The following is a 23,681-nucleotide window of genomic DNA, read 5'->3' on the forward strand; positions in this document are numbered from 1 at the left end:
AAGCCATTCTGGCAAGCATTATATACTTAACTGTAAGTTAACCCGACGGTCGTGCGGATCAGATACGTGCGACATGCGTGACGACGGCATCTTCGCCGACCGCCAACGCGCGAGCACAATCGCGTGAGAGGACCACGCCGTCGCCTGCCGACCGGGTCCGACCGAATGCCGCCCGGAAGTCGGCGAGATAGCCAGTCGCGACCAAGGCATCCTGACCACCGTCCTGATCGATCGCGACGACCCTGCTATCCTGCGCGTCGGCAATCGAACGCACCTGATCGGTGCGTGCGGTCATGGTCGGGCCGCCGTCGAAGATGTCGACATAGTTTTCGAACGCGAAGCCCTCGTTCTCGAGCATGCGCATGGCGGCGCGGCCCGAGGGATGGGGGAGGCCGATCGCCGCCCGTGCCGTTTCGGACAGCATGGCCGTGTAGATCGGATGCTTGGGCATGAGATCGGCGATGAACTGATGGCCGTTGATGGCATTGAACTGGTCGGCATCCTGAAAATTCATGCCGAAGAACCGCCCGGCAAGGCCATCCCAGAACGGTGAGCCGCCGGCTTCGTCGATGATCCCACGAAGCTCGGCCAGTATCCGGTCGGCGAAGCGCGCACGGTGCATCTTGATGAAGAGATAGCGGCTGCGGGCGAGCAGAAGCCCCAGACCGCTGGCACGCTCGCCAGGATGCAGGAACAGGCCGCCGACTTCGCTCGCACCCTCCAGATCCGTAGCGAGCGTCAGCATGTCGGCACGGAAGGTGCGCTTCAGTTCCCGGCTATGCTGGGCAAGCTGGCCGATCCGGTAGCTGTAGAACGGATAGCTCTGGCCCACCTGGGTAAAGAGCTGGCACGTGCCGCGAACGTCCTTGGTTTCGACGTTCTCCAGGATCAGGATAAACAACTCGTCCTGCAGCGGTCCGTCAGTGCGCGCAAAGGCCGCATGGCTGCGCTCAAGCTTGGTCGTCAAGGCGCGTCGGTCGGGCGGCAGGTTGGTGAACCCGCCCCCGGTGAGCTTGGCCATCTCGTACAGATGCTGGAGGTCTTCATCGACCGCGGGCCGTATCCTGAAGCTCACAGACGGCCCTCCGCAATACGCAATATGGTGATGGCCGATAGAGCGGCGCGCTCTGCCAGACTGTCGGGTATCATGAACTCGTCGGCGGAATGGATCGCACCGCCGCGGACGCCCATCGTATCGACCACCGGCACGCCGGCGGCGGCGATGTTGTTGCCGTCGCACACGCCACCGGTCGCCTTCCAGGCGATGTCGAGCCCGAGATCGCTGCCGGACGCCTTGACGAGGTCGAACAGGCGCGCGGCGCCCGCGTCGATCGGTTTTGGTGGTCGGTTGAACCCGCCATGGACGGCGATCCGCACGTCGTGCTCGGCAGCGACCGCAGCGACGACCGCGTCGATTTGCGACTGCGCCCGAGCAATCTCGTCGAGCGTCGCTGGGCGAAAATTGACGCGCAAGACGGCGAGGTCGGGGACGACGTTGTTGGGGCCACCGCCTTCCATGCGTGCCGGGTTCACCGCAAGGGTCGGACTGCGCAGCTTCGACAGCCGCACCGCGACGTCGGCGGCAGCGAGGACCGCGTTGCGGCCGTCCTCGGGGTTGCGGCCGGCATGCGCGCTGCGGCCGCGGACCAGGATCGAGAAATTGCCGGTGCCGCCGCGTGCGCCTGCAAGCGTGCCGTCGGCAAGCGCAGGTTCGTAGGTGAGGGCGGCGATCTTGCCGTGCGCGGCGCGCGCGAGCAACGCGGCCGACGAGAAGGAACCGGTCTCCTCGTCCGAGTTGATCACGACGTCGTAGCCGATACGCGGTGCCAGCGGACTCGCCTCGACCGCGGCCAGGCTTGCGAGCATGACGGCCAGCCCGCCTTTCATGTCGGCGACACCGGGGCCATTGAGCGTCCCGTCATCCTGCCAACGCAGAGACTGAAACGCGTGGTCTGCCGGATAGACCGTGTCCATGTGCCCCGTGAACAGCATGCGTAGCGCTGCATCCGGACGGACGGTGAGATGGAGATGCCTGCCGTGCTCGAGCGTCGAGACTAGGCCGTCCGACCCGACGCTTTCGACCGGAGCGGCCTCAACCAGGGTAAGGTCGCCGGGCAGGCGAGCGAACGCGTCAGAGAGCAGTCCGGCCATCGTCGCAAGTCCGGCGAGGTTGCGCGTACCGCTGTTCACGGTCGCCCACGCCTCGACCTGCGACAGCATCGGCGCCGCGCCCGCCGCGTCTACGGCATCACGCTCGATCTTCGAAAGTCCACTCATCACGCGACCGTAGCGCGCCAGCAGGGGCGTGGGAACAGCGTCAGAAACTGTAGACGAGTGACGCCCGGCTGGTGGTGTCGGTCGAAACCGATCCGACCGGCGGTTCGCTTTCATACTGGACGCTATAGGATAGCGACGCCGACAGGGGCCCGATCAGCTTGGCATTGACCGAGGTGGTACCGCTGAGCGTGCTGTTGAAGCGTTGGACGTATGCCGAGGCGATCTGGGTCAGCGATAGCCCGCTGAGTATCCGCACGCTGAAATTCGCCGTCCCGCGCGCCGCGATGCTGCTCTGCGTGGTGTCATCCGTAAACTCGGTGTGACGATAGGCGGGCCCGAGTTCGAGGTCGAGCTTGGTGCCGGCAGTCTTGATCACGCTGTAACCCGCGCCGACCGAGGTCGAGTAGCGGTTGTAATAGCCGAGGAACCGATCGCCCTCATACTGCCCGACGCCGTAGATATAGGCACGGTCGTCGACCTTGTAGTTGGGTTCGTACGAGGCGAGGTAATGCTCGCGCGTCGTGATGTTGAGGTTCGACTGATAGTCCGCCTGGGCGTGGAACTTGTGACGCCACTTGAGGCCTTCGCGGTTCAGGTCGAGCACTGCGGTGCCACCCGCGGTATCGGAATTGCCGGTCGTGAGGTAGCCGCCGATCTCCGCCTTGCCGCTCCAGAGGTCGAGGAAACTGGCTTGGCGGATGACCTGGGTGCGCTGTGCCGCGCGATCGGCCTTCCACTTCTCCGCGATCGCCAGCACCGCGTCGCCGCTGAGCGGGTCGGCGGCGCGCGCGTATTTCGCGATCGTGTTCACGTCGGCTTCGTTGCCCGCCTCCAGCGCGGCGTCGAGCATCGCGCGGATCGTCTCCGGGATCATGACGGACTGCGGATCCGGCGCGTTCGCCAGCAGCAACGGGGCGAGGAGGAGAAAGGATAAGCGGCGCACGCTGTGTTCCGTAATGGCAGCGTGGCGCATTGGGAACTGCTCAGTCCGCGATCGTTGCGCCGAGATGTGGCGCGAAGGCGGCGAGTACCTGTTCGTAGAGCGTCTTCTTGAACGGGACGATCAGCCGCGGGAGATCGGCCGGCTCGCTCCACCGCCAGGCGCGGAATTCCTCGTGTTCCGTCGCGATGTCGATGTCTGCGTCGGTGCCGTGGAAGCGGTACAGGAACCAGCGTTGCGCCTGACCCCGCCATTTGCCTTTCCAGACCTTGCCGAGCAGCTCGGGGGGCAGGTCGTAGACGAATTCGCCGGGTGCTTCGGCGATGAGTTCGACGTGCTGCGGCATCACGCCGGTTTCCTCGCCGAGCTCGCGAAGCGCTGCGGCCTCCGCGTCTTCGCCCGGGTCGATCCCGCCCTGCGGCATCTGCCAGGCGTCGACCGGCGAATCGTTGCGCTGGCCGACGAAGACCTTGCCCTCCGCGTTGATCAACATGATCCCGGCACAGGGGCGGTAAGGCAGGGTCGAATTGTCGGGCACGCAGGTCTCCGGAACGCAGGCGGTTGGGCAGGCGCCTGGGCAGGCGGTTGGGCAGGTAGTTGGGCAGGCGGTTACGCGTTCCTACCTACGGAGCATGATCCATGTCGTCCACCACCCCGATTACGTCACCGCGGCGCCGGCACGATCGACGTATCGCTGGAACAAGAACGGATTGATCCGCGACCTGTTGCTGGAACGCGGGACGGAGGTCGCGTGGCATCTGCCCGGGGCGACGCCGACCGCCTGGCTGGAAGCGGTCCATGACGAGGATTACGTCGCGGAAGTGCTCGAAGCCCGCGTACCCAGGGAGAAGGAGCGGCGGATCGGTTTTCCGGTAACTGCGGCCGTGGCGAGCCGTGCGGGAATCGTACCGCATGGCACCTGGCTCGCCGCGTGCCTTGCCCTCGAACACGGGTTCGCCGCCAACACCGCGGGGGGCAGCCATCATGCGCTGGCAAATACCGGGGCGGGGTTCTGCGTGTTCAACGACCTTGCGGTCGCGGCCACGCGGTTGGTCGAGGAGGGACGCGTCGACCGGGTCCTGATCGTCGACTGCGACGTGCACCAGGGCGACGGAACCGCCGCGCTGCTTGCCGGGCGGCCGGAAATCGCGACCTACTCGATCCACGCCGAAAAGAATTTCCCGGTACGCAAGGCGCGCTCGACCGTCGACGTACCGCTGGCGGACGGGATCGGCGACGCGGCCTACCTGACGATGCTCGAGACCACGCTGGTGCCGCTGCTCGATGATTTCAGACCGCAACTGATCCTGTACCAGGCCGGGGTCGATCCCTTTTCCGGCGATCGGCTCGGGCGGCTTTCCCTGACGCTGGAAGGGCTGGAGCGCCGCGAGGCGCTGGTGGCGCGACTGGCGATCGAGCGTCGGGTGCCCCTCGCAAGCACCGTTGGTGGCGGATACGGCGATGATGCGCTGGCGATCGCGGAACGGCACGTCGCGGCGATCATGAGGCTGGGCGCCGCTTTCGAAACGTCGTGGCGGGGGAACGCCTGAGCCACCGTAAGCGTACCTTCGCGATGACAGCCCCGACCCTGCTCTGGCTCCGCCAGGACCTTCGCCTTCACGATCAGCCCGCCTTGATCGCCGCCGCCCAGGCCGGGCCGGTGATCCCGGTCTATGTGCTCGACGACGACGCGCCGGGCAAATGGGCGATGGGCGGCGCGCAGCGGTGGTGGCTGCATCACACGCTCGTCTCGCTCGCGGAATCGCTTGCCGACAAGGGCTCGAAGCTGATCTTGCGTCGCGGCGATGCGGTCGAGGTGCTGACCGCGTTGATGGAGGAGACCGGTGCCACGCAGATCCATGCCATCCGGCATTACGAACCGTGGTGGCGCAAGGCCGAGGCGGCGCTTGGCGATCGGCTGCACCTGCACGACGGCAATCACCTCGCGCGGATCGAAGACGTCAGGACCGGATCAGGCGGACAGTTCAAGGTGTATTCGTCGTTCTGGAAGGCGCTGAACCAGATGATGCCGCCCGGCGAACCCGAGCCCGTGCCGCACACGATCCCCGCGCCGATATCATGGCCGAAAAGCGAGACGCTGGCCGTGTGGGACCTGCTCCCGACCAAGCCGGATTGGTCCAGTGGCTTTGCAAAGGACTGGACGCCGGGCGAGGCGCAGGCGATGGAGAACGCGCGCGACATGGCCGCGATCGTCGAGGCGTATGACGTGGATCGCAACATGCCATCGATCGAAGGCACATCGCGCCTGTCGCCGCATCTGCACTTCGGCGAGATATCCCCGCGCGCGGTCTGGCATGCGGTTGACGGTCACGGCGATGCAACGACGTTCCGCAAGGAACTGGCGTGGCGCGATTTCACCGATGGCGTCGTCCTGACCATGCCCGAATACGGCGACACGAACGGGCGACCGAAGTTCGATAAACTGCCCTGGCGGACTGGCAAGGACGCCGATGCCGATCTGAAGGCGTGGCAGACGGGCAGGACCGGCTATCCGATCGTCGATGCCGGGATGCGGCAACTCTGGACGAGCGGATGGATGCACAACCGCGTGCGAATGATCACGGCCAGCTTTCTCGTGAAGCACCTGCTGATCGACTGGCGCGAGGGAGAGCGCTGGTTCTGGGACTGCCTGGTCGATGCGGATTACGGGAATAATTCCGTGAACTGGCAGTGGGTCGCGGGCACCGGAGTGGATTCGAACATGTTCGGGCGGATCATGGCGCCGCTGTCGCAGTCGGAGAAGTTCGACGCGGGCGACTATATCCGCGAGTGGGTGCCCGAACTGGCCGGCGTATCGGGCGAGGCGATCCACGATCCCGAGGAGTCCGGATGCCGGCCGCGCGCGTACCCCGCCAAGATCGTCGGTCACCGCGAAGGCCGGGAACGCGCACTCGAGGCGGGGCGGCACGCGCGCTAGTCTCCCACCCCTCTTTCCTCGACGGCGGCGCTGTTGCATGGAGCGCCGCGATGACTGCGGTTCCAGCTTTCGATGACGTACCGAGCGAGCGAGCAACGACGCTTGCCCGGTTCGTCGCGCCGATCTTCCACCGGTTGCTCGACCGGATCGACGCAGGGCTGGAAAGCGGCGGGATCGAGGCGAGCCTGCCTGACGGAACGCGGCGGCTGATCGGTGGACGCGCGCCGGGGCCGCTGCCGATTGTGATCGTGCATCGATGGCGGGCGCTGGTCCGGCTTGCCACGGCCGGGTCGGTCGGCTGGTACGAAGGCTGGGCGGCCGGCGACTGGTCGAGCCCCGATCCGGTGCCGTTGTTCGAGCTGTTCATGCGCAACCGGGTGTCGCTGGGCACGGCAGCGCGGTCGGGTGGTTTCGCGCGGCTGTCGGCCCGCGCGTGGCACTGGATGCGGCGGAACCATCGCAGCGGGTCGCGGCGGAACATCGCGGCGCATTACGACCTCGGGAATGATTTCTACGAACTCTGGCTCGATCCCGGATTGACCTATTCGAGCGCGATCTTCGCCGAGCCGGTCTCGGAGGCGGAGACGTTGGAGCAGGCGCAGGCGACCAAGCTGCTGGCGATTCTGGACCGGACCGGGACCAAGCCGGACGATCATATCCTGGAGATCGGTTGCGGATGGGGCTCGTTTGCCGAGCTTGCGGCGCGCGCTGGCGTTGCCGTGCATGGGCTCACGCTGTCGATCGAGCAGCAGCGTCAGGTCGAGGCGCGGATCGCCGATGCCGGGCTGTCGGGCGTGACGGTGGCGCTGACCGACTATCGCGACGTCACCGGGACCTATGACGCAGTGGCGAGCATCGAGATGGTCGAGGCCGTCGGCGAGCAATATTGGCCGGCGTATCTGGATGCGGTCGCGCGTGCGCTGAAGCCGGGCGGGCGGGCTGCGCTCCAGTATATCTCGATCGACGATGCGATCTTCGATGCGTATTCGACGAGTGTGGATTTCATCCAGCGCTATGTGTTTCCGGGCGGGATGCTGTTGTCGGAGCCGCGGTTTCGGGCGCTGGCGGAAGCGCGCGGCCTAGCTTGGGAGGATCGCCGCGGATTCGGGCTGCACTATGCGGAGACGTGCCGCCGGTGGCGGGCGTCCTTCGATACCGTCGTCGCTCAGGGGCGCTTGCCGGCCCGGCTGGACGCGCGGTTCGTGGCGCTGTGGCGCTATTACCTGATGTATTGCGAGGGCGGGTTCCGCGGCGGCGGGATCGACGTGGCGCAAGTTACGCTGGTGAAGCGTCAGGATCAGGCAGACGGGTAACATCGTCATCCCCGCGCAGGCGGGGATCCATATTGGCGAACGTCGGTGCATGAGCCGCCAGGCCAGCCAGTCTGGTTTCCCGCCTCCGCGGGAATGACGGAGTGGGACTTAAGCTACTCGCTCGAAATGGCCAGCTTCGAAGCCCTCGATCGCCAGCGCCACGATGCGGTCCGCCACCACGGAGGGCTCCTTGACCGCGTTCGGGTCCTCGCCGGGATAGGCGCGCGCGCGCATCCTGGTGCGGGTCGCTCCCGGATCGACGATCGCGGTGCGGATCGCGCTGATCTCCGCCATCTCGTCGCCATACGCGCCCAACAGCGTCTCGAACGCGGCCTTCGACGCGCCGTAGAGACCCCAATAGGCGCGGGGCTTGCGGCCTACGCTGGAGGTCACGCCGATCACGCGCGCCGACTTCGCCTTCTTCAGCATCGCGTCGAACGCCGCGATCAGCGCTGCCTGCGCGCTGACGTTGAGCGTCAGGACCTGCGCCATCTCCTTCGGGTCGATCGCCGGGACCGACGACAGCGAACCGAGCATGCCGGCGTTCAGCACCAGGATGTCGAGTGCATCCCAACGATCGCCGATCGCCGTTGCCAGCCGCGCGATGGCTTCGCTCTCGGCAAGATCCAGCGGGGCGATCGTTGCCGAGCCGCCGGCTGCGTGGATCGCTGCCTCGACCTCCTCCAGGCCACCGGCGGTGCGCGCGGTCAGGACCACGTGCGCGCCCTTGGCCGCGAGTGCGATCGCGGTCGCGGCGCCGATACCGCGACTGGCACCGGTGACCAGCGCGAGCCGGCCGTCGAGAGGCTTGTCCGTCATAACAGCTCCGGGAGTATCAGATGACGCGTTCGGCGAGCATCGCGAACTGATCGACGTCGGCGCCCTCGTCATGGTCGGTCAGCGTCGTCGGATAATCGCCGGTGAAGCACGCGTCGCAATATTTCGGGCGGATATCCGCGCGCTTCGCCTCGCCGAGTGCCTTGTAAAGGCCGTCGATCGAGATGAAGTTCAGGCTGTCGGCATGGATGAAGCCGGTCATGCCGCCGAGATCGAGCTTGGCTGCGAGCAGTTTCGCCCGCTCCGGCGTATCGACGCCGTAGAAGCAGGAGTGCCGCGTTGGTGGGCTGGCGATCCGCATGTGGACTTCGGCAGCACCCGCCTCGCGCATCATCTGGACGATCTTCAGCGAGGTCGTACCGCGGACGATCGAATCATCGACGAGGATGACGCGCTTGCCCTTGATGAGCGCGCGGTTGGCGTTGTGCTTCAATTTCACACCGAGGTGGCGGACCTTGTCGCCTGGCGAAATGAACGTGCGGCCGACGTAATGCGAGCGGATGATGCCGAGCTCGAACGGGATACCCGACTGTTGCGCGTAGCCGATCGCCGCGGGCGTGCCCGAATCGGGGACCGGGATGACGAGGTCGGCATCGACCGGCGATTCGATCGCGAGCTGCGCGCCGATCGCTTTGCGCACCGAATAGACCGAGTGATCGCCGACGATCGAATCCGGGCGCGAAAAATACACCCATTCGAAGATGCACGGCCGCGCCGCCATTGGCGCGAACGGGCTGATCGACCGTATCTCGGACCCTTGCACGATGACCAGCTCGCCGGGCTCGACCGCGCGGACGAAGGTGGCGCCGACCACGTCGAGTGCGACCGTCTCGGAGGCGAAGATCACTGCGTCGCCGAGCTTGCCCATGACGAGCGGGCGAATGCCGAGCGGATCGCGGCAGGCGATCATGCCCTCCGGCGTCATCACGATCAGCGAATACGCGCCCTCGATCTGCTTCAGCGCATCGATGAAGCGGTCGAGCAGCGTGCGGTAGTTGGAGGTCGCGACGAGGTGGATGATCGTCTCGGTATCGCTGGTCGACTGGAAGATCGAACCGCGGCGGACGAGCTCGCGACGCAGCCGCATCGCGTTGGAGATGTTGCCGTTATGCGCGATCGCGAAGCCGCCGGTCGACAGCTCGGCGTACAGCGGCTGGACGTTGCGGAGCGCGGTCTCGCCCGACGTCGAATAGCGGACATGACCGCAGGCTACCGTGCCGGGCAAGGACCGGATCACGTCGTCGCGGTCGAAATTGCCGGCGACATGCCCCATTGCCCGGTGCGTATGGAAATGCGCGCCGTCGAAGGTGGTGATGCCAGCCGCTTCCTGGCCGCGGTGCTGCAGCGCGTGCAGCCCCAGGGCTACGAGCGCAGCTGCGCCATCGGTGGCGGAGACGCCGAACACCCCGCATTCTTCGCGGAGTTTGTCGTCGTCGAAAGGATTGGTCGTCTGCATGCCGGATCTCACGTCGTGCGGAAGCCGCCATATAGGAGCGGTTCGCGGCGTTGTCGCCTGTTTGTAATAACCGTGCTTTCCGCCCGTCGCATCGAAGCCGGTTTCGGGTATATCCGGCGGCATGACAAACAGCCGCGACACGGGCCTGACGCTCGATCCGAAATTCGATTCCGCCGGGCTTTTGACGGCGGTCGTCACCGACCGCGTCTCGGGTGATGTGCTGATGGTCGCGCACATGAATGCCGAGGCCCTGGCGCTGACCCAGGCGACCGGGGAGGCCCATTTCTGGTCGCGCAGCCGGGAGAAGCTGTGGAAGAAGGGCGAGACGTCCGGGAACGTCCTGCGCGTCGCCGAACTGCGGATCGATTGCGATCAGGATGCGGTGTGGGTGATCGCGGATGCGGCGGGTCCGGCGTGCCATACCGGCGAGCGGACCTGCTTCTTCCGGCGGATCGAAGGCGACGGGCTGGTGCCGGCCGAATGAAGCGCGTGCTGCTGCTTGCGATTGTGCTGGGTGGGTGTGGCCGAGAACCGGCGACCGACGTAGCCGACAGCGCAGGCGCCCGCCTGGAAGCGGCGGCGGAGACGGCGGGGATCGTGCCGGATCCGAACGCGCCGCTGCAAGGTTCCTGGGCGCGCGATACCGATCGGGTGTGCGTCGTCGGCACCGCAAAGACGGCGCGGATCGGGGTCAGCGTCGACTATGGCGAAGACCAAGGGTGCGCGGCGTCCGGCACCATCGAGCGATCCGCCGATGCGCTCAAGCTCGCGTTCGGCGCGTGCAAGTTCGACGCGACGTTCGACGGCGATCGGATCGTATTTCCCGCCGATGTGCCCGAGGCCTGCGAATCGCTGTGCACCGGCCGCGCGTCGCTCGCCGCGCTGACCGTGGATCGACTGAGCGAATCGCGATCGGAAGCCTCGACGCTACGGTCCGCGAAAGGAAAGCTGCTCTGCGGCGATTGACGTTGACGTAAACGAGAGTTATTTCAGCGGGGATGGCGACACGAGCATCCCCTCAATCCCCGGTCTCTCCTGAATCGTATGCGGTGATCGAGCCGCGCGGCGACCGGGAGAGCTTTACGATCTCCGACCTCTCGGCCGAGTTCGACGTGACCGCCCGCGCGCTCCGTTTCTACGAGGACGAGGGGCTGATCGCGCCCGAGCGTCGAGGCACGCAGCGGATCTATTCGCACCGTGATCGCGCGCGGCTCGCCTGGATCCTGCGCGGCAAGCGCGTCGGCTTTAGCCTCGGCGAGATCCGCGAGATGATCGATCTCTACGACGTCGGCGATGGTCGGCGGGCGCAGCGCCAGGTCGTGATCGAGCGCAGCCAGGCGCGGATCGCGCTGCTGACCGCGCAGAAGCGCGACATCGATCTCGCCATCGACGAACTCACCAGTTTCGTGGCCCTTCTCGAAGTGAGCCGCGCCCAAGACACCCCGCAAGGATAAACCATGCCCCAGTATACGCCCCCCGTCCGCGACACGCGTTTCGTCCTCGAGCATGTCGTCGGCCTCGCCAATTACGCCACGCTGCCCGGCTTCGATGCAGCCTCGCCGGACGTCGTCGATGCGGTGCTCGAAGAGGGCGGCAAGTTCGTCGCCGAGGTGCTGTTCCCGCTCAACCTGTCGGGTGACCAGCAGGGCTGCACGCGGCATGAGGATGGCTCGGTGACGACCCCGGACGGCTTCAAGGAGGCGTACAAGCAGTATGTCGAGAGCGGCTGGGCGACGCTCGGCAACCAGCCGGAATATGGCGGGCAGGGGATGCCGCACGTGGTGTCGACCGCGTTCCAGGAATACATGATCTCGTCGAACATGGCGTTCGCGATGTATCCGGGGCTCACGCACGGCGCGATCGCCGCGCTGATCGCCAAGGGCTCGGACGCGCAGAAGGCGATGTACGTGCCGAAGATGGTGTCGGGCGAATGGGGCGGGACGATGAACCTGACCGAGCCGCAGTGCGGCACGGACCTGGGTCTGATCCGCACCAAGGCCGAGCCGCAGGCGGACGGATCGTACGCGATCTCCGGCACGAAGATCTTCATCTCGAGCGGCGAGCATGACCTGACCGACAACATCATCCACCTCGTGCTGGCCAAGACGCCGGGCGCGCCTGACAGCTCGAAGGGCATCTCGCTGTTCGTCGTGCCGAAATTCCTCGTGAACGAGGACGGATCGCTCGGCGCGCGCAACGGCGTCACGTGTGGCTCGATCGAGCACAAGATGGGCATCCACGCGAACTCGACCTGCGTGATGAACTATGACTCGGCCACTGGTTGGCTGGTCGGCGAGGAGATGAAGGGCCTCGCGGCGATGTTCATCATGATGAATGCGGCACGTCTCGGCGTGGGTCTTCAGGGGCTGGGGATCGCCGAAGTCGCGTATCAGAACGCGGTTCAGTATGCGCAGGATCGTCGCCAGGGCCGCGCGCTGACCGGGCCGAAGGAGCCGCAGGAGAAGGCGGACACGCTGTTCGTCCATCCCGACATCCGCCGCATGCTGATGGAGGGCAAGTCGCTGACCGAGGGCCTGCGCGCGCTGATCCTGTGGACCGCGCTGCAGGCCGATCTCGAACATAGCGCCGAGACCGAGGAAGAGCGCCAGCTGGCGGGTGACATGATCTCGCTGCTGACCCCGGTCATCAAGGGATACGGCACCGACAAGGGCTACGAGATCGCGACCAACTCGCAGCAGGTCTACGGCGGCCACGGCTACATCGCCGAATGGGGCATGGAGCAGTACGTCCGCGACGCGCGGATCGCCCAGATCTACGAGGGCACCAACGGCGTGCAGGCGATGGACCTGGTCGGGCGGAAACTCGCGCAGAATGGTGGGCGCGGCATCCAGGCGTTCTTCAAGCTGGTGGCGGACGACGTCGCGGCAGCGAAGGGCGATGAAGCGACCGCGGTGTTCGCCGAGGCGCTGGAAAAGGCGAACGGCCAGCTTCAGGCGGCGACGATGTGGTTCATGGCGAACGGCATGAAGAACCCCGAGAACGTCGGGGCCGGCGCGGTCAGCTACATGCATTTGATGGGGATCGTCGCGGTCGGCACGATGTGGCTGCGGATGGCGGTCGCTGCGACCAAGCTGAAGGCGGCTGGCGAAGGCGAAGCTGCGTATCTCGACGCCAAGCTGGTGACGGCGCGCTTCTATGCCGAGCGGATCCTGCCGGATGCGGGCGCGCTGCGTCGGAAGATCGAAGGTGGGGCGGAGTCGCTGATGGCGCTGCCGCCCGAAATGTTCATGGCCGCTTGATCGGCAGGGGGCGGATTGCTGAAGCGGTCCGCCCCTCGTTCGTCATTCACCCGCCCACACCAACCCGATCGTGCCGAGCGAAGTCGAAGCACCTGCGCGCGAGCCATGCCCTTCGACTTCGCTCAGGGCGAACGGGTGGGGAAGCCTCGTTAAAACCACCTGCTGACGGTCGGCAGAGCGGATGCGAGAACGGTTATTTCGGTGCAGATGGTACAGGCGTGGAGCCAGGGACCGGCACCGCGGTCGCTGGCTTGCGACGTACGCCGTTCAGTTCAGTCGTTGCGGGTACCGAGGTCGACGCAGCAACCACCGGCGGCGGCACCGCGGTCATCGTCACCTGGACCTTCATGCACTGCGCTACATCCGCGCGCTTGAACTGGCGGCAGTTCCACAGCAACTTCTCATACCCGCTCGCCCGATCCCTCAGATAGCTGAAACCTAGCGAGGCGGTCTGTGTAGGGTCGAGCGGCAGCGAGGGCGCCACCTTCGTACCGTCCGTCCACGCCATGTACCGGCAGAACGGCTTGTCGCCGCAGGCTTGAGCCGCAAGCGCCGGAAGCGCGTCGGCCGCCTGGTTGCGAGGTAGCGTCACGAGTAGCGTGTCGCTGTCGACCGGAGCCGTGGCGGGTGTCGAGGCCGCTTCCGTTGCGGCACCGAACCCCATCGCGATCGACGCCTCCGCCAAGGCGGCATCCGCTTCGGCAAGCGCTGCGCCGGTTTTGTGCGCGTCGGACAGGTCGGCGAGCTGTGCGATCACTGGCTCGACCGTCTCCGGGTGGCGGCCGAACGCAGGCGGCGTGCCCCACCAGCCTGACCAGCGGAAGAACAAATGCGTGTTGACCGCGGTGATCTTGTCGAGGCTCGACTGCCAGTACGGAACCACCCAGTCGGTATGATAGTGCGTGGCATAGCCAACCTGCTTGAACACCGCACCCGACAAGGATGCCGCAGCCACTTCGCGCGCGCGGCGCCAGGCGTCGTCAGTCGGGTGCCAGCGGGTGAGCGCGCCGTCGCAGCTGAAGCTGAACTGGCAACCGGTCGCGCGGTCCTGCCCCTCGAACACGACGCCGCACACGGTTTTCGGGAAGGCCGGGTGATGCAGGCGGTTGAGGACGACCTGGGCGACCGCGCGTTCGCCGAGCGTGTCGTCGCCGGCCTCGTAGAGAATGCCCGCCGCCATGCAGTCGGTCGCGCGCGCCAAGTCGTCGGGACCGCCGGCGAAGCGGAACGGCCGGGCGGCCGGGTTCGGATCGGTCGAGAACGGCACGGTCGCATTGAATGCGCGCGCGTCTTCCGGCGTGAGGTCGACAAGCCGCACAGGTTCGACCTCAGGCACTTCGGCCTGCGGCACGATCCGGCCCGCGGGGAGCGTCACCCGCTTTGGCGGGTGCACGATCACCGGCGCGTTGGCGACGACCAGCGCCGGCCCGACGATCGCCAGCGCGGAAATGCCGACGAGGATGGCGCGCAGCACCGTGGTGCCGCGCGCGGAGAGAGGTGGCGTCACTGTTCGGGCAGGAAGTCCGGGACCGACAGATAGCGCTCGCCGGTGTCGTAGTTGAAGCCGAGAACCCTAACATTGTCAGGCAGATCGGGTAGCTTCTGGAGGATCGCTGCGAGCGTCGCGCCCGAGCTGATGCCGACCAGCATGCCCTCTTCGGTCGCCGAGCGCCGCGCCATGTCCTTCGCCACCGCCGCGTCGACCTCGATCACGCCGTCGAGCGCCTGGGTGTGGAGGTTGACGGGAATGAAGCCGGCACCGATGCCCTGGATCGGGTGCGGACCCGGCTGGCCACCGGCGATTACCGGCGAGGCGGCGGGCTCGACCGCATAGACCTTGAGCGACGGCCATTCCTTCTTCAGCGCCTCGGCGACGCCGGTGATGTGGCCACCGGTGCCGACGCCGGTGATGATCACGTCGATCGGCGTGTCGCGGAAGTCGGCGAGGATTTCCTGTGCGGTCGTAGCGACATGCACGGCGATGTTCGCAGGATTCTCGAACTGCTGCGGCATCCACGAGCCGGGCGTCTGCTCGACCAGTTCCTTGGCACGCTCGATCGCGCCCTTCATGCCCTTCTCACGCGGGGTCAGGTCGAAGGTCGCGCCGTATGCGAGCATCAGGCGGCGGCGTTCGATCGACATGCTCTCGGGCATGACGAGGACGATCTTGTAGCCCTTCACCGCGGCGACGAGCGCGAGGCCGATGCCGGTGTTGCCGCTGGTCGGCTCGATGATCGTGCCGCCGGGCTGGAGATGGCCGTCCTTCTCGGCCGCCTCGATCATCGCGAGCGCGATGCGGTCCTTGATCGAACCGCCGGGGTTCGAGCGCTCGGACTTCACCCAGACTTCGGATTCGGGGAACAGCTTCGACAGGCGGACGTGCGGCGTGTTGCCGATCGTATCGAGGATCGAGTTGGCCTTCATGGCTTGGCTTCTCCGTGCTGAGGTTCGGTCTCGAGAATTTCTGGGGGATCAAAGGTTTTCGCGCGCCCAAGTTCCGGGAACAGCCGCGCCCAGCCGATCGTGATCGCAATAGCACCGACGCCGCCGAACACCACCGCGCCTACGGGACCGAGGAGTGAGGCCATCACGCCGCTCTCGAATTCGCCGAGCTCGTTCGAGGCGGAGATGGTGAGTTGCGACACCGCGCTGACGCGGCCGCGCATCGCGTCCGGCGTGTGGAGCTGGATCAGCGACTGGCGGACATAGACCGAGATCATGTCCGCACCGCCCGCGACGATCAGCGCGACGAGGCTGAGGACGAAGGCGGGCTGGACCGGGATGCCGGCGATGGTGCCGGGCGCGATGCCGAGCAGGGTCACGATCGGGGTGGCGATGCCGAAGGTGAGGATCGCAAGGCCGAACACGACGACCGCGATCAGCATCTTGACGCCGACGTTGGTGCTCATCGGCCGAACCGAGAACCAGATCGCGGTTATCGCCGCGCCGATGCCCATGCCGGCAGCGAGCACGCCCAGGCCTTGTGATCCGACCTTCAGGATGTCGCGCGAATAGACCGGCAGCAGCGAGGTCGCGCCGGCGAGCAGCACTGCGAACAGGTCCAGTGTGATGGTCGCGAGGACGAGGCGGTTGCGGCGAACATAGGTGAAACCCTCGATGATCCGGGCGAGGGGGCGGTGATCGGTCTGCGCGGCGGGCTGCGGCACGGGACCGATCAGGAACATGAAGAGGAGTGCGACGACGAAGAGGATCGTTGCCACGCCGTATGCGACTTCGGGGTGGATCGCGTAGAGGAGGCCACCGACGCTGGGGCCCGCTATTGTGCCGACCTGCCAGGCGATCGAGCTGATCGCGATCGCGGTCGGGAGGACGGCGCGGGGGACTAGGTTGGGGGCGAGCGCGGAATAGGCCGGGCCGGAGAAGGCGCGTGCTACGCCGAACGCTACCGCCGCGAGGAACAGCACGCCGAGCGTGAGGTGGCCGGTCCAGGTCAGCAACCACAGGGTCGCGGCGGTGAGCACCAGCAGCGCGGTCGTGCCGCGGACGATCCAGCGGCGGTCGAAGCTGTCCGCGACCAGGCCGGTGATCGGGGTCAGCAGGAACAGCGGCACGAACTGCGCGAACCCGATCATTCCGAGCATGAAGGCGGCCTGGCGGATGTCCATCGTCTCGCGGGCGATGTTGTAGACCTGCCACCCGATCACGATCGACATCGCACTGACGGCGATCGTGCCGGTGAAGCGGGACAGCCAATAGGCGCGGAAATTGGCGATCCGTAAGGGATGCTGGTGGGGGTCTGTCGTGGTGGCCATCGGGGTTGGCTTTAGGCTTGCGCGCGCGAGGAGGGCAACCGGAGCTTTGCTTGGGGTGGGGATAGCGACCTAGCCAAGCACGCCCACCCAAAGAAAGCTTGTTTCCCCGCGAAGGCGGGGATCCAGACTGGGCTCCCGCCTTCGCGGGAGAACAGGAGACGGGAGCTGACGTGTTTGGCATCGGCGTTGTCGCCACCACTCCTCCGTTACCTCAGCACCACCCCGGCGGCGGCCGGGGCCCAGTTGGGGAACGTCGCTAACTGAGAACTGCGCCTCGTTACTCCGACTTCCCAACTGGGCCCCGGCCTTCGCCGGGGTGGTGGCTTGCTAGGAATGGATACCGCGACAAGCGCAGCATTCCCCCATCCCAAACCCCGCAAACCGACATACCCCAGACGGGAATTGATGTTCCGCCCCGTCCGCGCCTATAGGCTCCCTCAACTCCCCTACGGAAAACGAGGTTTCCCACATCGTGGCCAAGACCCCCCCACCAGCACGCGCAATCGCCGAACCGCCGATTACGAACCGCGAACGACCGGCCGAACCAAAGCCGTACGAGGCGTCGAAGGACGAACTGCTCGAAATGTATCGGCAGATGCTGCTGATCCGCCGTTTCGAGGAAAAAGCGGGCCAGCTCTATGGCTTGGGCCTGATCGGCGGCTTCTGCCATCTGTATATCGGCCAGGAAGCGGTCGCTGTCGGCCTGCAGTCCGCGCTCAACGGCGAGACCGATTCGGTGATCACCGGCTACCGCGATCACGGCCACATGCTTGCCTACGGGATCGACCCCAAGGTGATCATGGCCGAGTTGACCGGGCGCAATTCGGGGATCTCGAAGGGCAAGGGCGGGTCGATGCACATGTTCTCGACCGAGCATAAATTCTACGGCGGCCACGGCATCGTCGGTGCGCAGGTGTCGCTCGGCACCGGCCTCGCGTTCAAGCACAAATATTCGAACGACGGCGGCATCTGCATGGCCTATTTCGGCGATGGCGCCGCGAACCAGGGCCAGGTGTACGAGAGCTTCAACATGGCCGAGCTGTGGAAGCTCCCGATCATCTTCGTGATCGAGAACAACCAGTATGCGATGGGCACCAGCGTCAATCGCGCGTCTGCCGAGGACCAGCTGTATCGCCGCGGCGAGAGCTTCCGCATTCCCGGCATCCAGGTCGACGGCATGGACGTGCTCGCCTGCCGCGGTGCCGCCGAGGAAGCGCTGGCATGGGTCCGTGCGGGTAAGGGGCCGGTCATCCTCGAGATGAAGACCTATCGTTACCGTGGCCACTCGATGTCCGATCCGGCCAAGTACCGTACGCGTGACGAAGTCCAGGCGGTCCGCGACAAGTCGGATCCGATCGATCACATGAAGAAGCTGCTCGACGCGCAGGGCGTGACCGAGGCGGACCTCAAATCGCTTGAACAGGAAATCAGGAAAATCGTGAACGAAGCCGCCGATTTCGCCGAGCAGACCCCGGAGCCGGATGCTGCCGAGCTCTACACCGACGTTCTGGTGGAGAAGTACTGATGGCGATCGAGATCAAGATGCCCGCGCTCTCCCCGACGATGGAAGAGGGCACGCTCGCCAAGTGGCTCGTCAAGGAAGGCGATAGCGTCAAGTCGGGCGACATCCTCGCCGAGATCGAGACCGACAAGGCGACGATGGAGTTCGAGGCGATCGACGAAGGCACGATCGGCTCGATCTCCGTCGCCGAGGGCACCGACAACGTGAAGGTCGGCACCGTCATCGCGACGATCCTCGAAGAGGGCGAGAGCGCGAGCGACCAGAAGCCTGCGGAAGCACGCTCCGGCGACGCCGCCAACGCCGCGCCGAAGGAAATGCCGTCGGACGACAAGGCACCGCCGGTTCCCGAAGGTGCTTCGCCCGCCAAGGCCGAGAGCGGCACGCAAGCGCTCGTCGCGTCGGCGGACAAGGTCGGCATCTCCGACCCGGCGATCCCCGAGGGCACCGAGATGGTCAAGACGACCGTCCGCGAGGCGCTCCGCGACGCGATGGCCGAGGAAATGCGCGAGGACGACCGCGTCTTCGTGATGGGCGAGGAAGTCGCGCAGTATCAGGGCGCGTACAAGGTCACGCAGGGGCTGCTCGACGAGTTCGGCGACCGTCGCGTGATCGACACGCCGATCACCGAATACGGTTTTGCCGGCATCGGTGCGGGCGCGGCGATGGGCGGCCTTCGCCCGATCGTCGAGTTCATGACCTTCAACTTCGCGTTGCAGGCGATCGACCACATCATCAACTCGGCCGCCAAGACCAACTACATGTCGGGTGGCCAGATGCGCTGCCCGATCGTGTTCCGTGGTCCCAACGGCGCCGCGTCGCGCGTGGGTGCACAGCATTCGCACAATTTCGCGGCGTGGTATGCGAGCGTTCCCGGCCTGATCGTGATCGCGCCGTATGATGCGGCGGATGCCAAGGGCCTGCTCAAGGCCGCAATCCGCACCGAGGATCCGGTCGTGTTCCTCGAGAACGAGCTGATGTACGGCCGCAGCTTCGACGTCCCCAAGCTCGACAACCACGTCCTGCCGATCGGCAAGGCGCGGATCGTCCGCGAGGGCAAGGACGTGACGATCGTCAGCTACTCGATCGGCGTCGGCATTTCGCTCGAAGCCGCCGAGAAGCTTGCCGAAGAGGGCATCGACGCGGAGGTCATCGACCTGCGCACGCTGCGTCCGCTCGACACCGAGACGGTCCTGAAGAGCCTCGCCAAGACCAATCGCATGATCATCGTCGAAGAGAATTGGGCGACCTGCTCGATCGCGTCGGAGATCGTCTCGGTGGTGATGGAGCACGGCTTCGACGACCTCGACGCGCCGGTGCTGCGTGTGACGAACGAGGACGTGCCGATGCCGTATGCGGCGAACCTAGAGAAGCTGATGCTGGTGAACGTCGACAAGGTCGTCGCAGCAGTGAAGAAAGTCACCTACAAGTAGGTTTGGGCGAGTGAGGCGAGGGGACTCGCCTCACTCAGCAGGTCGATGCAACGACCCCGGTCACCGTCTGGATGCCGGACAAGTCGCGTCGTTCGCGTACCGCCATCGACGCGATCTCGACGAAGTCGCTCAACGCCACCAGCCCCGTGTTGATTAGTGGCTTGTACGGATAATAGACCTCCACGAACATCGTCGCGCTGCTCGGCTGCGCGGTGACCTGGCGATCGGCCGGACCTATGCCGGTCAAATTACCTGTTGGCGCAACCCCGTAAGTCGATGCGTGCGCGGTTTTTGCGCCGTAGCAGCGCTGCCATCTGATCCTGTATCTACCGGCATTGGCGGGGTCCTCTTCGAGATCCGACAGGATGACGCGCCCGTTGGTCTTGAGGTCGAGGCCACCCGACTGCAGATTAGCGCCGATGAAGACCTCGTTGATGTCCGCCTCGCTGATGGTCTTTGCCGCCAAGGGTGACCCGCTGCCCATCCGCGCGGCGTTGTCGGCAAGCATGAGCGCAAGCTGGCTGACCTGCATCTTGGTGATGGTGAAGTTGGTCAGTTCGGCCCCACCCAGCGCGAGCGTCAGCAAGACCGGAAAAACCAGCGCGAATTCCATCAACGCGAGGCCGGATCGATCGGCCGCCGCATGCCGCAATCGACGCCACAGGTTAGCCGACGATCTCACGAACAGAACCTCACGGTCGTACCCGTCGTGACCTGCTGTTCCGAATATGGCTGGTTCTGGAGGATCGTCGTCGCCACCAGGGTCTTGTTGGGCGAACCACCAATGAACCGGTACAGAGGCAGGATAGAGGGATACGTGACCGTGACGGTGTAGATCACGCGATCTTTCGCTCCGCCCTGTCCGGCGCTTCCGCCATCGGCATCCCAGCTGCCGTTGTTATTGCTGTCGACATAGGGCTCGCCAGCGTCGCATCGCTTGTTCGCGTTGGTATCGGTCCAGGATTCCGGAATCTTCGCAGAAGCCTGCGTGTAGGTCGCGAAATAACGACGCGAATAACTGATGGCCGCCGTGTTATATAATAGTCGTACCTGGCTTCCCACATTGGCGTCGATGGCTGCCTGGCGAGTGGCACCGCTGCTATCCTCGAGCGCGGAATCTCGGCCGGTCTTCTGAACGATGCCTTGCAGCACCGATTTCATGTAGAGCGTGTGGGCGATGTCGAACGCGCCCACGAGGAAAAGCGTCAGCACCGGGGCCACCATCGCAAACTCGACGGCGGCCACGCCGCGACGGTCGAACAAGGTCGACCGAGCCGAAGATGAGGCAGTCCTCACTTGGTAAGCCTGAGCTGGGAAATCTGATTGGCGATGCTACCGAAGGCTGCCTGCAGTGCGGCGGAGTCCGACGCCCGGAAAAAGTAGCTCGACGATGTCGCGCACGCCGACAGGCGGCTTTCCGTAGCGGCGTTCGAGCCATTGCCGAACGATATCACCCATAGCGTGATATTCTTGTTCTTCACGGCGGTGCAGAGCGCGGCAAACCTCGCATTCACCTCGTCGTTGAGATCCGCGGTCGAACTGGTGGGGTTGGCGACGTTACGGCGGTCGAACCAGGGAACGCCATACGCTGCGTAATCGGACGCGCGGGTCTGGGTATCGCCGTCGGTCATGAAGATCATGTGGCGTTCGATCTCGCCGCCTTGAGGCGTCGTCGCGTTGTCGGACGCGAAAATGCCGGTCGGCGACATCAATCGGGCGCCCCAGAGAAGGCCGATGTCGTGATAGGTGTTACCCTCGGGCGTCAAGCTATCGACATAGCCGTCGAACTCGTTGGGGTCCGTCCAGCTTCGCAGCCGTTTGGCGGGACGTGGGCACGTGTAATAGGATCCGTTTCCGTACTCGACCGTCGTGCTGGGGATGTCGCTGGCGTTCCAGTTGCCGGTGCTGTTGGTCGTGGCCTGGGGCGTATAGATCATGCCAGGCAGGTTGGGTCCCCACAACGTGGTCGCATCGGCCGCGGTGGGCGCGGTATCGATATCCAGGTCCTTCGCTGCGGCAGGGATCGGAGAAAAGCTCGTACCGGAAACCGTCTGACGTTCCTCTATGCAACCGTCCCATGTGATGGTCTTGGGCGCGCCCGCCGGGCCGATGGGCAGGGTGAAACTCGTCTTCCAGTTCGTGCCGTCCTTCAGCGCCGAAACGTTCTTCGTGATTTTTCCATAATGCCAGTTCACCGTCGTGATCTGGTCCCGATAATAATATGTGCAGTCGGTGCTGTAGACGAAGAACAAGATGCTGTTGGTCGATTTGACGACGGAGAATTGGCGCGTCGCGGTGGCCGTCGCGGCAGCGGGGCAGGTAACGTTGCCATTATACGTCTTTACCGCACCGTCCTGAACCAATGGCCCCCAATCGGTCGTCTTCGAAGCAATCTCGCGTGATCTATACGGCCAGTTGTCGGCCACGTACGCGGTGGGCAAAAGGAATCCCACGTTGACGTTGGTCGAATACGGTACGAACCCGAACCTGATCTGAACCCCGCTCGTTCCGCCAACCGGTTTACTGGCTGCGCACACTGCGTCGGTGGGAAGCTTCGCGAGCGTTTCGTAGAAACATTTCACGGCATTGCGCAGTCCCGCAATCTTGCTCTGCGTATCCGTCGATACGGCGGGATCCGCCATCGACCCGGTCGTGTCCAGAACGAACATCACGTCCGTGTTCGGCAACCGCATTTCGGCATCGCATGTCACGATCAGCGTCGTCTGCGTGTACCCAAAGACCTTCATCAAGGTCATCGGTAGCGTCGCCGTCACGATGCCCGACACCTTGCCGCCGCTTTCGTGAAAATCGGGCGGCAGGTTCGTGCTGCCATAGGATCCCGGCGCGAAATTGGCGATGAAGAAGCGGTTCGCCGTCGCCAGACTCGTAGCGTCCCAGGTGCCGCCGCCCATCTGCTTGCGCCCGGCGAGCGTACCGGCATCGCACGCATGTTGCATACGGGTCTTGGTGAGCCACAACCGGCTCATGTCCATCGCACCACCTACCATTCCGGTAAGCGGGATGAGTGCGGCAACGGCGATCATGAGCGTGTTACCGCCCGTATGACGCAGCAGACGGCCAACCAGGAGCAACCATGTCGGCGCCCGCGTTCCGTTGTCCCTTTGCCTTTTCCCTTTATTGGACGCCATTTACCTCACCGATAAGCCTGAGGGCTGCGTGATGCGCGCGAGACGGATAAAGGCAGTACAAGCAATATGGTTAAGGCTCACGAAACCATTCTCATCGACGGGGCGAGCGCGCGAGCAGCAGAGCGACGCCTGGCGATCGGGTATGCGTCCGCGGCCAGTCGTCCGGCGCTGACCGCGCTGTTCGCGCTCGACGACATACTGAGCGGGATACGGCGGACGACGCGCGATCCGATGGTCGGGCAGTTGCGGTTGACCTGGTGGTACGAAGCGCTCGTCAAGCTCGACTCCGCGCTTCCGCCCGCGGAGCCCGTCCTGCAGGCGCTGCATGCGGACGTGCTGACCAGGGGCGTGTCCGGCGCCAGCCTGGCTGCGATGGTGGACGGGTGGGAGGCGCTTCTCGATCCAGCCCCCGGGGGTGCCGCGATCGAGCAGTTTTTGACGGATCGTGGCGGGCGGCTGTTCCAAATCGCCGGGCAGCTGCTCGGGGTAGACGATCAGCGACTCTCGTCGGCAGGCGCTGGTTGGGCGCTAGCCGAACTGGCACGGAGCCTCGGCGACGCCGCCGGTCGAACGATGGCAAGGGAGCGCGGCATGGTATTTCTCGATCTGGCGCTGGCCGGACGATGGCCGGTACAGGGCCGCCCCCTGGGCGCGTTGGCGCTGTCGGCCCGGTTCGATCTGCGCGAGACGACGCCGCGATCGGGCAGCCCCAAACGGGTCGCGCGCATGGCGCTGCACAGATTGACCGGATACTGACCGACCGGGTTGGGGAAGCTTGCCGCAGGG

At 65.3% G+C, this 23,681-nt stretch carries 22 protein-coding genes; 10 read left to right on the plus strand and 12 right to left on the minus strand.

Going from position 1 to position 23,681, the window contains the following annotated elements; genetic code table 11:
* Positions 1-58 precede the first annotated feature (58 nt).
* Genes SJY41_RS04285 through SJY41_RS04300 form a run of 4 tightly spaced genes read right to left on the minus strand, consistent with a single transcriptional unit; the run spans position 59 to position 3,755 of the window.
* Positions 59-1,075 (minus strand): arginine N-succinyltransferase, encoded by a 1,017-nt coding sequence (locus tag SJY41_RS04285; RefSeq protein ID WP_380779353.1) that lies wholly within the window; start codon positions 1,073-1,075, stop codon positions 59-61.
* A complete protein-coding gene (locus SJY41_RS04290; RefSeq protein ID WP_380779355.1) occupies positions 1,072-2,277 on the minus strand; it encodes a hydrolase in 1,206 nt (401 codons plus the stop codon). Before SJY41_RS04290 ends, SJY41_RS04285 begins: the two co-directional genes overlap by 4 nt.
* Before the next feature lie 40 nt (positions 2,278-2,317).
* Positions 2,318-3,220 carry a YdiY family protein gene (locus SJY41_RS04295; RefSeq protein WP_380779357.1) on the minus strand — a complete coding sequence of 301 codons (903 nt, stop codon included), beginning with the start codon at positions 3,218-3,220 and terminating at the stop codon, positions 2,318-2,320.
* A gap of 40 nt (positions 3,221-3,260) precedes the next feature.
* Entirely contained in the window at positions 3,261-3,755 is a 495-nt protein-coding gene (locus SJY41_RS04300; RefSeq protein ID WP_380779359.1) for an RNA pyrophosphohydrolase, read from the minus strand.
* Positions 3,756-3,849: 94 nt separating this feature from the next.
* On the opposite strand from SJY41_RS04300, the gene SJY41_RS04305 reads away from it, so the two are divergent.
* From SJY41_RS04305 to SJY41_RS04315, 3 genes are read left to right on the plus strand one after another with little or no spacing between them, the layout of a single operon-like run.
* Positions 3,850-4,767 (plus strand): histone deacetylase, encoded by a 918-nt coding sequence (locus tag SJY41_RS04305; RefSeq protein WP_380779360.1) that lies wholly within the window; start codon positions 3,850-3,852, stop codon positions 4,765-4,767.
* Between the two features lie 23 nt (positions 4,768-4,790).
* The gene (locus SJY41_RS04310; protein ID WP_380779362.1) at positions 4,791-6,155 is read left to right on the plus strand and encodes a cryptochrome/photolyase family protein; all 1,365 of its coding nucleotides are present in this window, start codon (positions 4,791-4,793) and stop codon (positions 6,153-6,155) included.
* A gap of 50 nt (positions 6,156-6,205) precedes the next feature.
* Positions 6,206-7,468, plus strand: a complete 1,263-nt coding sequence (locus SJY41_RS04315) for a class I SAM-dependent methyltransferase (protein WP_380779364.1) — start codon at positions 6,206-6,208, stop codon at positions 7,466-7,468.
* 108 nt (positions 7,469-7,576) lie between these two features.
* On the opposite strand, the gene SJY41_RS04320 is transcribed toward SJY41_RS04315, so the two are convergent.
* Both SJY41_RS04320 and purF read right to left on the minus strand, forming a co-directional pair.
* The gene (locus SJY41_RS04320) at positions 7,577-8,287 is read right to left on the minus strand and encodes an SDR family NAD(P)-dependent oxidoreductase (protein ID WP_380779366.1); all 711 of its coding nucleotides are present in this window, start codon (positions 8,285-8,287) and stop codon (positions 7,577-7,579) included.
* A 16-nt stretch (positions 8,288-8,303) separates the two neighbouring features.
* On the minus strand, positions 8,304-9,761 hold the full coding sequence (purF, locus tag SJY41_RS04325) for an amidophosphoribosyltransferase (protein WP_380779368.1): 1,458 nt from the start codon (positions 9,759-9,761) through the stop codon (positions 8,304-8,306).
* Positions 9,762-9,882: 121 nt separating this feature from the next.
* On the opposite strand from purF, the gene hisI reads away from it, so the two are divergent.
* The 4 genes from hisI to SJY41_RS04345 are packed head-to-tail and all read left to right on the plus strand — an operon-like array spanning position 9,883 to position 13,021.
* Positions 9,883-10,245 (plus strand): phosphoribosyl-AMP cyclohydrolase, encoded by a 363-nt coding sequence (gene hisI, locus SJY41_RS04330; RefSeq protein ID WP_380779370.1) that lies wholly within the window; start codon positions 9,883-9,885, stop codon positions 10,243-10,245.
* On the plus strand, positions 10,242-10,727 hold the full coding sequence (locus SJY41_RS04335) for a hypothetical protein (RefSeq protein WP_380779372.1): 486 nt from the start codon (positions 10,242-10,244) through the stop codon (positions 10,725-10,727). The genes hisI and SJY41_RS04335 overlap by 4 nt, the downstream gene beginning before the upstream one ends.
* 32 nt (positions 10,728-10,759) lie before the next feature.
* A complete protein-coding gene (locus tag SJY41_RS04340; RefSeq protein ID WP_380779374.1) occupies positions 10,760-11,215 on the plus strand; it encodes a MerR family DNA-binding transcriptional regulator in 456 nt (151 codons plus the stop codon).
* A 3-nt stretch (positions 11,216-11,218) separates the two neighbouring features.
* Positions 11,219-13,021 carry an acyl-CoA dehydrogenase C-terminal domain-containing protein gene (locus SJY41_RS04345; protein WP_380779375.1) on the plus strand — a complete coding sequence of 601 codons (1,803 nt, stop codon included), beginning with the start codon at positions 11,219-11,221 and terminating at the stop codon, positions 13,019-13,021.
* 193 nt (positions 13,022-13,214) lie between these two features.
* Here SJY41_RS04345 and SJY41_RS04350 read toward each other — a convergent pair whose 3' ends face one another.
* From SJY41_RS04350 to SJY41_RS04360, 3 genes are read right to left on the minus strand one after another with little or no spacing between them, the layout of a single operon-like run.
* The gene (locus SJY41_RS04350) at positions 13,215-14,528 is read right to left on the minus strand and encodes a cell wall hydrolase (RefSeq protein ID WP_380779377.1); all 1,314 of its coding nucleotides are present in this window, start codon (positions 14,526-14,528) and stop codon (positions 13,215-13,217) included.
* Positions 14,525-15,445, minus strand: coding sequence for a cysteine synthase A (gene cysK / locus SJY41_RS04355; RefSeq protein ID WP_056048760.1), 921 nt, complete (start codon positions 15,443-15,445; stop codon positions 14,525-14,527). Before cysK ends, SJY41_RS04350 begins: the two co-directional genes overlap by 4 nt.
* Positions 15,442-16,794 (minus strand): MFS transporter, encoded by a 1,353-nt coding sequence (locus tag SJY41_RS04360; RefSeq protein ID WP_380779379.1) that lies wholly within the window; start codon positions 16,792-16,794, stop codon positions 15,442-15,444. Before SJY41_RS04360 ends, cysK begins: the two co-directional genes overlap by 4 nt.
* Positions 16,795-17,266: 472 nt before the next feature.
* On the opposite strand from SJY41_RS04360, the gene pdhA reads away from it, so the two are divergent.
* The gene (gene pdhA / locus SJY41_RS04365) at positions 17,267-18,319 is read left to right on the plus strand and encodes a pyruvate dehydrogenase (acetyl-transferring) E1 component subunit alpha (protein ID WP_056048766.1); all 1,053 of its coding nucleotides are present in this window, start codon (positions 17,267-17,269) and stop codon (positions 18,317-18,319) included.
* Positions 18,319-19,746 carry a pyruvate dehydrogenase complex E1 component subunit beta gene (locus SJY41_RS04370; protein ID WP_380779381.1) on the plus strand — a complete coding sequence of 476 codons (1,428 nt, stop codon included), beginning with the start codon at positions 18,319-18,321 and terminating at the stop codon, positions 19,744-19,746. Before pdhA ends, SJY41_RS04370 begins: the two co-directional genes overlap by 1 nt.
* Before the next feature lie 34 nt (positions 19,747-19,780).
* On the opposite strand, the gene SJY41_RS04375 is transcribed toward SJY41_RS04370, so the two are convergent.
* Genes SJY41_RS04375 through SJY41_RS04385 form a run of 3 tightly spaced genes read right to left on the minus strand, consistent with a single transcriptional unit; the run spans position 19,781 to position 22,790 of the window.
* Positions 19,781-20,428, minus strand: coding sequence for a TadE/TadG family type IV pilus assembly protein (locus tag SJY41_RS04375; RefSeq protein WP_380779383.1), 648 nt, complete (start codon positions 20,426-20,428; stop codon positions 19,781-19,783).
* Positions 20,425-21,009, minus strand: coding sequence for a TadE/TadG family type IV pilus assembly protein (locus tag SJY41_RS04380; RefSeq protein WP_380779385.1), 585 nt, complete (start codon positions 21,007-21,009; stop codon positions 20,425-20,427). Before SJY41_RS04380 ends, SJY41_RS04375 begins: the two co-directional genes overlap by 4 nt.
* 29 nt (positions 21,010-21,038) lie before the next feature.
* Complete coding sequence (locus SJY41_RS04385; RefSeq protein ID WP_380779387.1) at positions 21,039-22,790, minus strand: Tad domain-containing protein; 1,752 nt, start codon at positions 22,788-22,790, stop codon at positions 21,039-21,041.
* Between the two features lie 171 nt (positions 22,791-22,961).
* Here SJY41_RS04385 and SJY41_RS04390 point away from each other — a divergent pair, with 171 nt between their 5' ends.
* Positions 22,962-23,651, plus strand: a complete 690-nt coding sequence (locus tag SJY41_RS04390) for a squalene/phytoene synthase family protein (protein ID WP_380779389.1) — start codon at positions 22,962-22,964, stop codon at positions 23,649-23,651.
* Positions 23,652-23,681 lie beyond the last annotated feature (30 nt).

The sequence above is a fragment of the Sphingomonas sp. R86520 genome, assembly GCF_042466285.1.
Taxonomy (GTDB): domain Bacteria; phylum Pseudomonadota; class Alphaproteobacteria; order Sphingomonadales; family Sphingomonadaceae; genus Sphingomonas.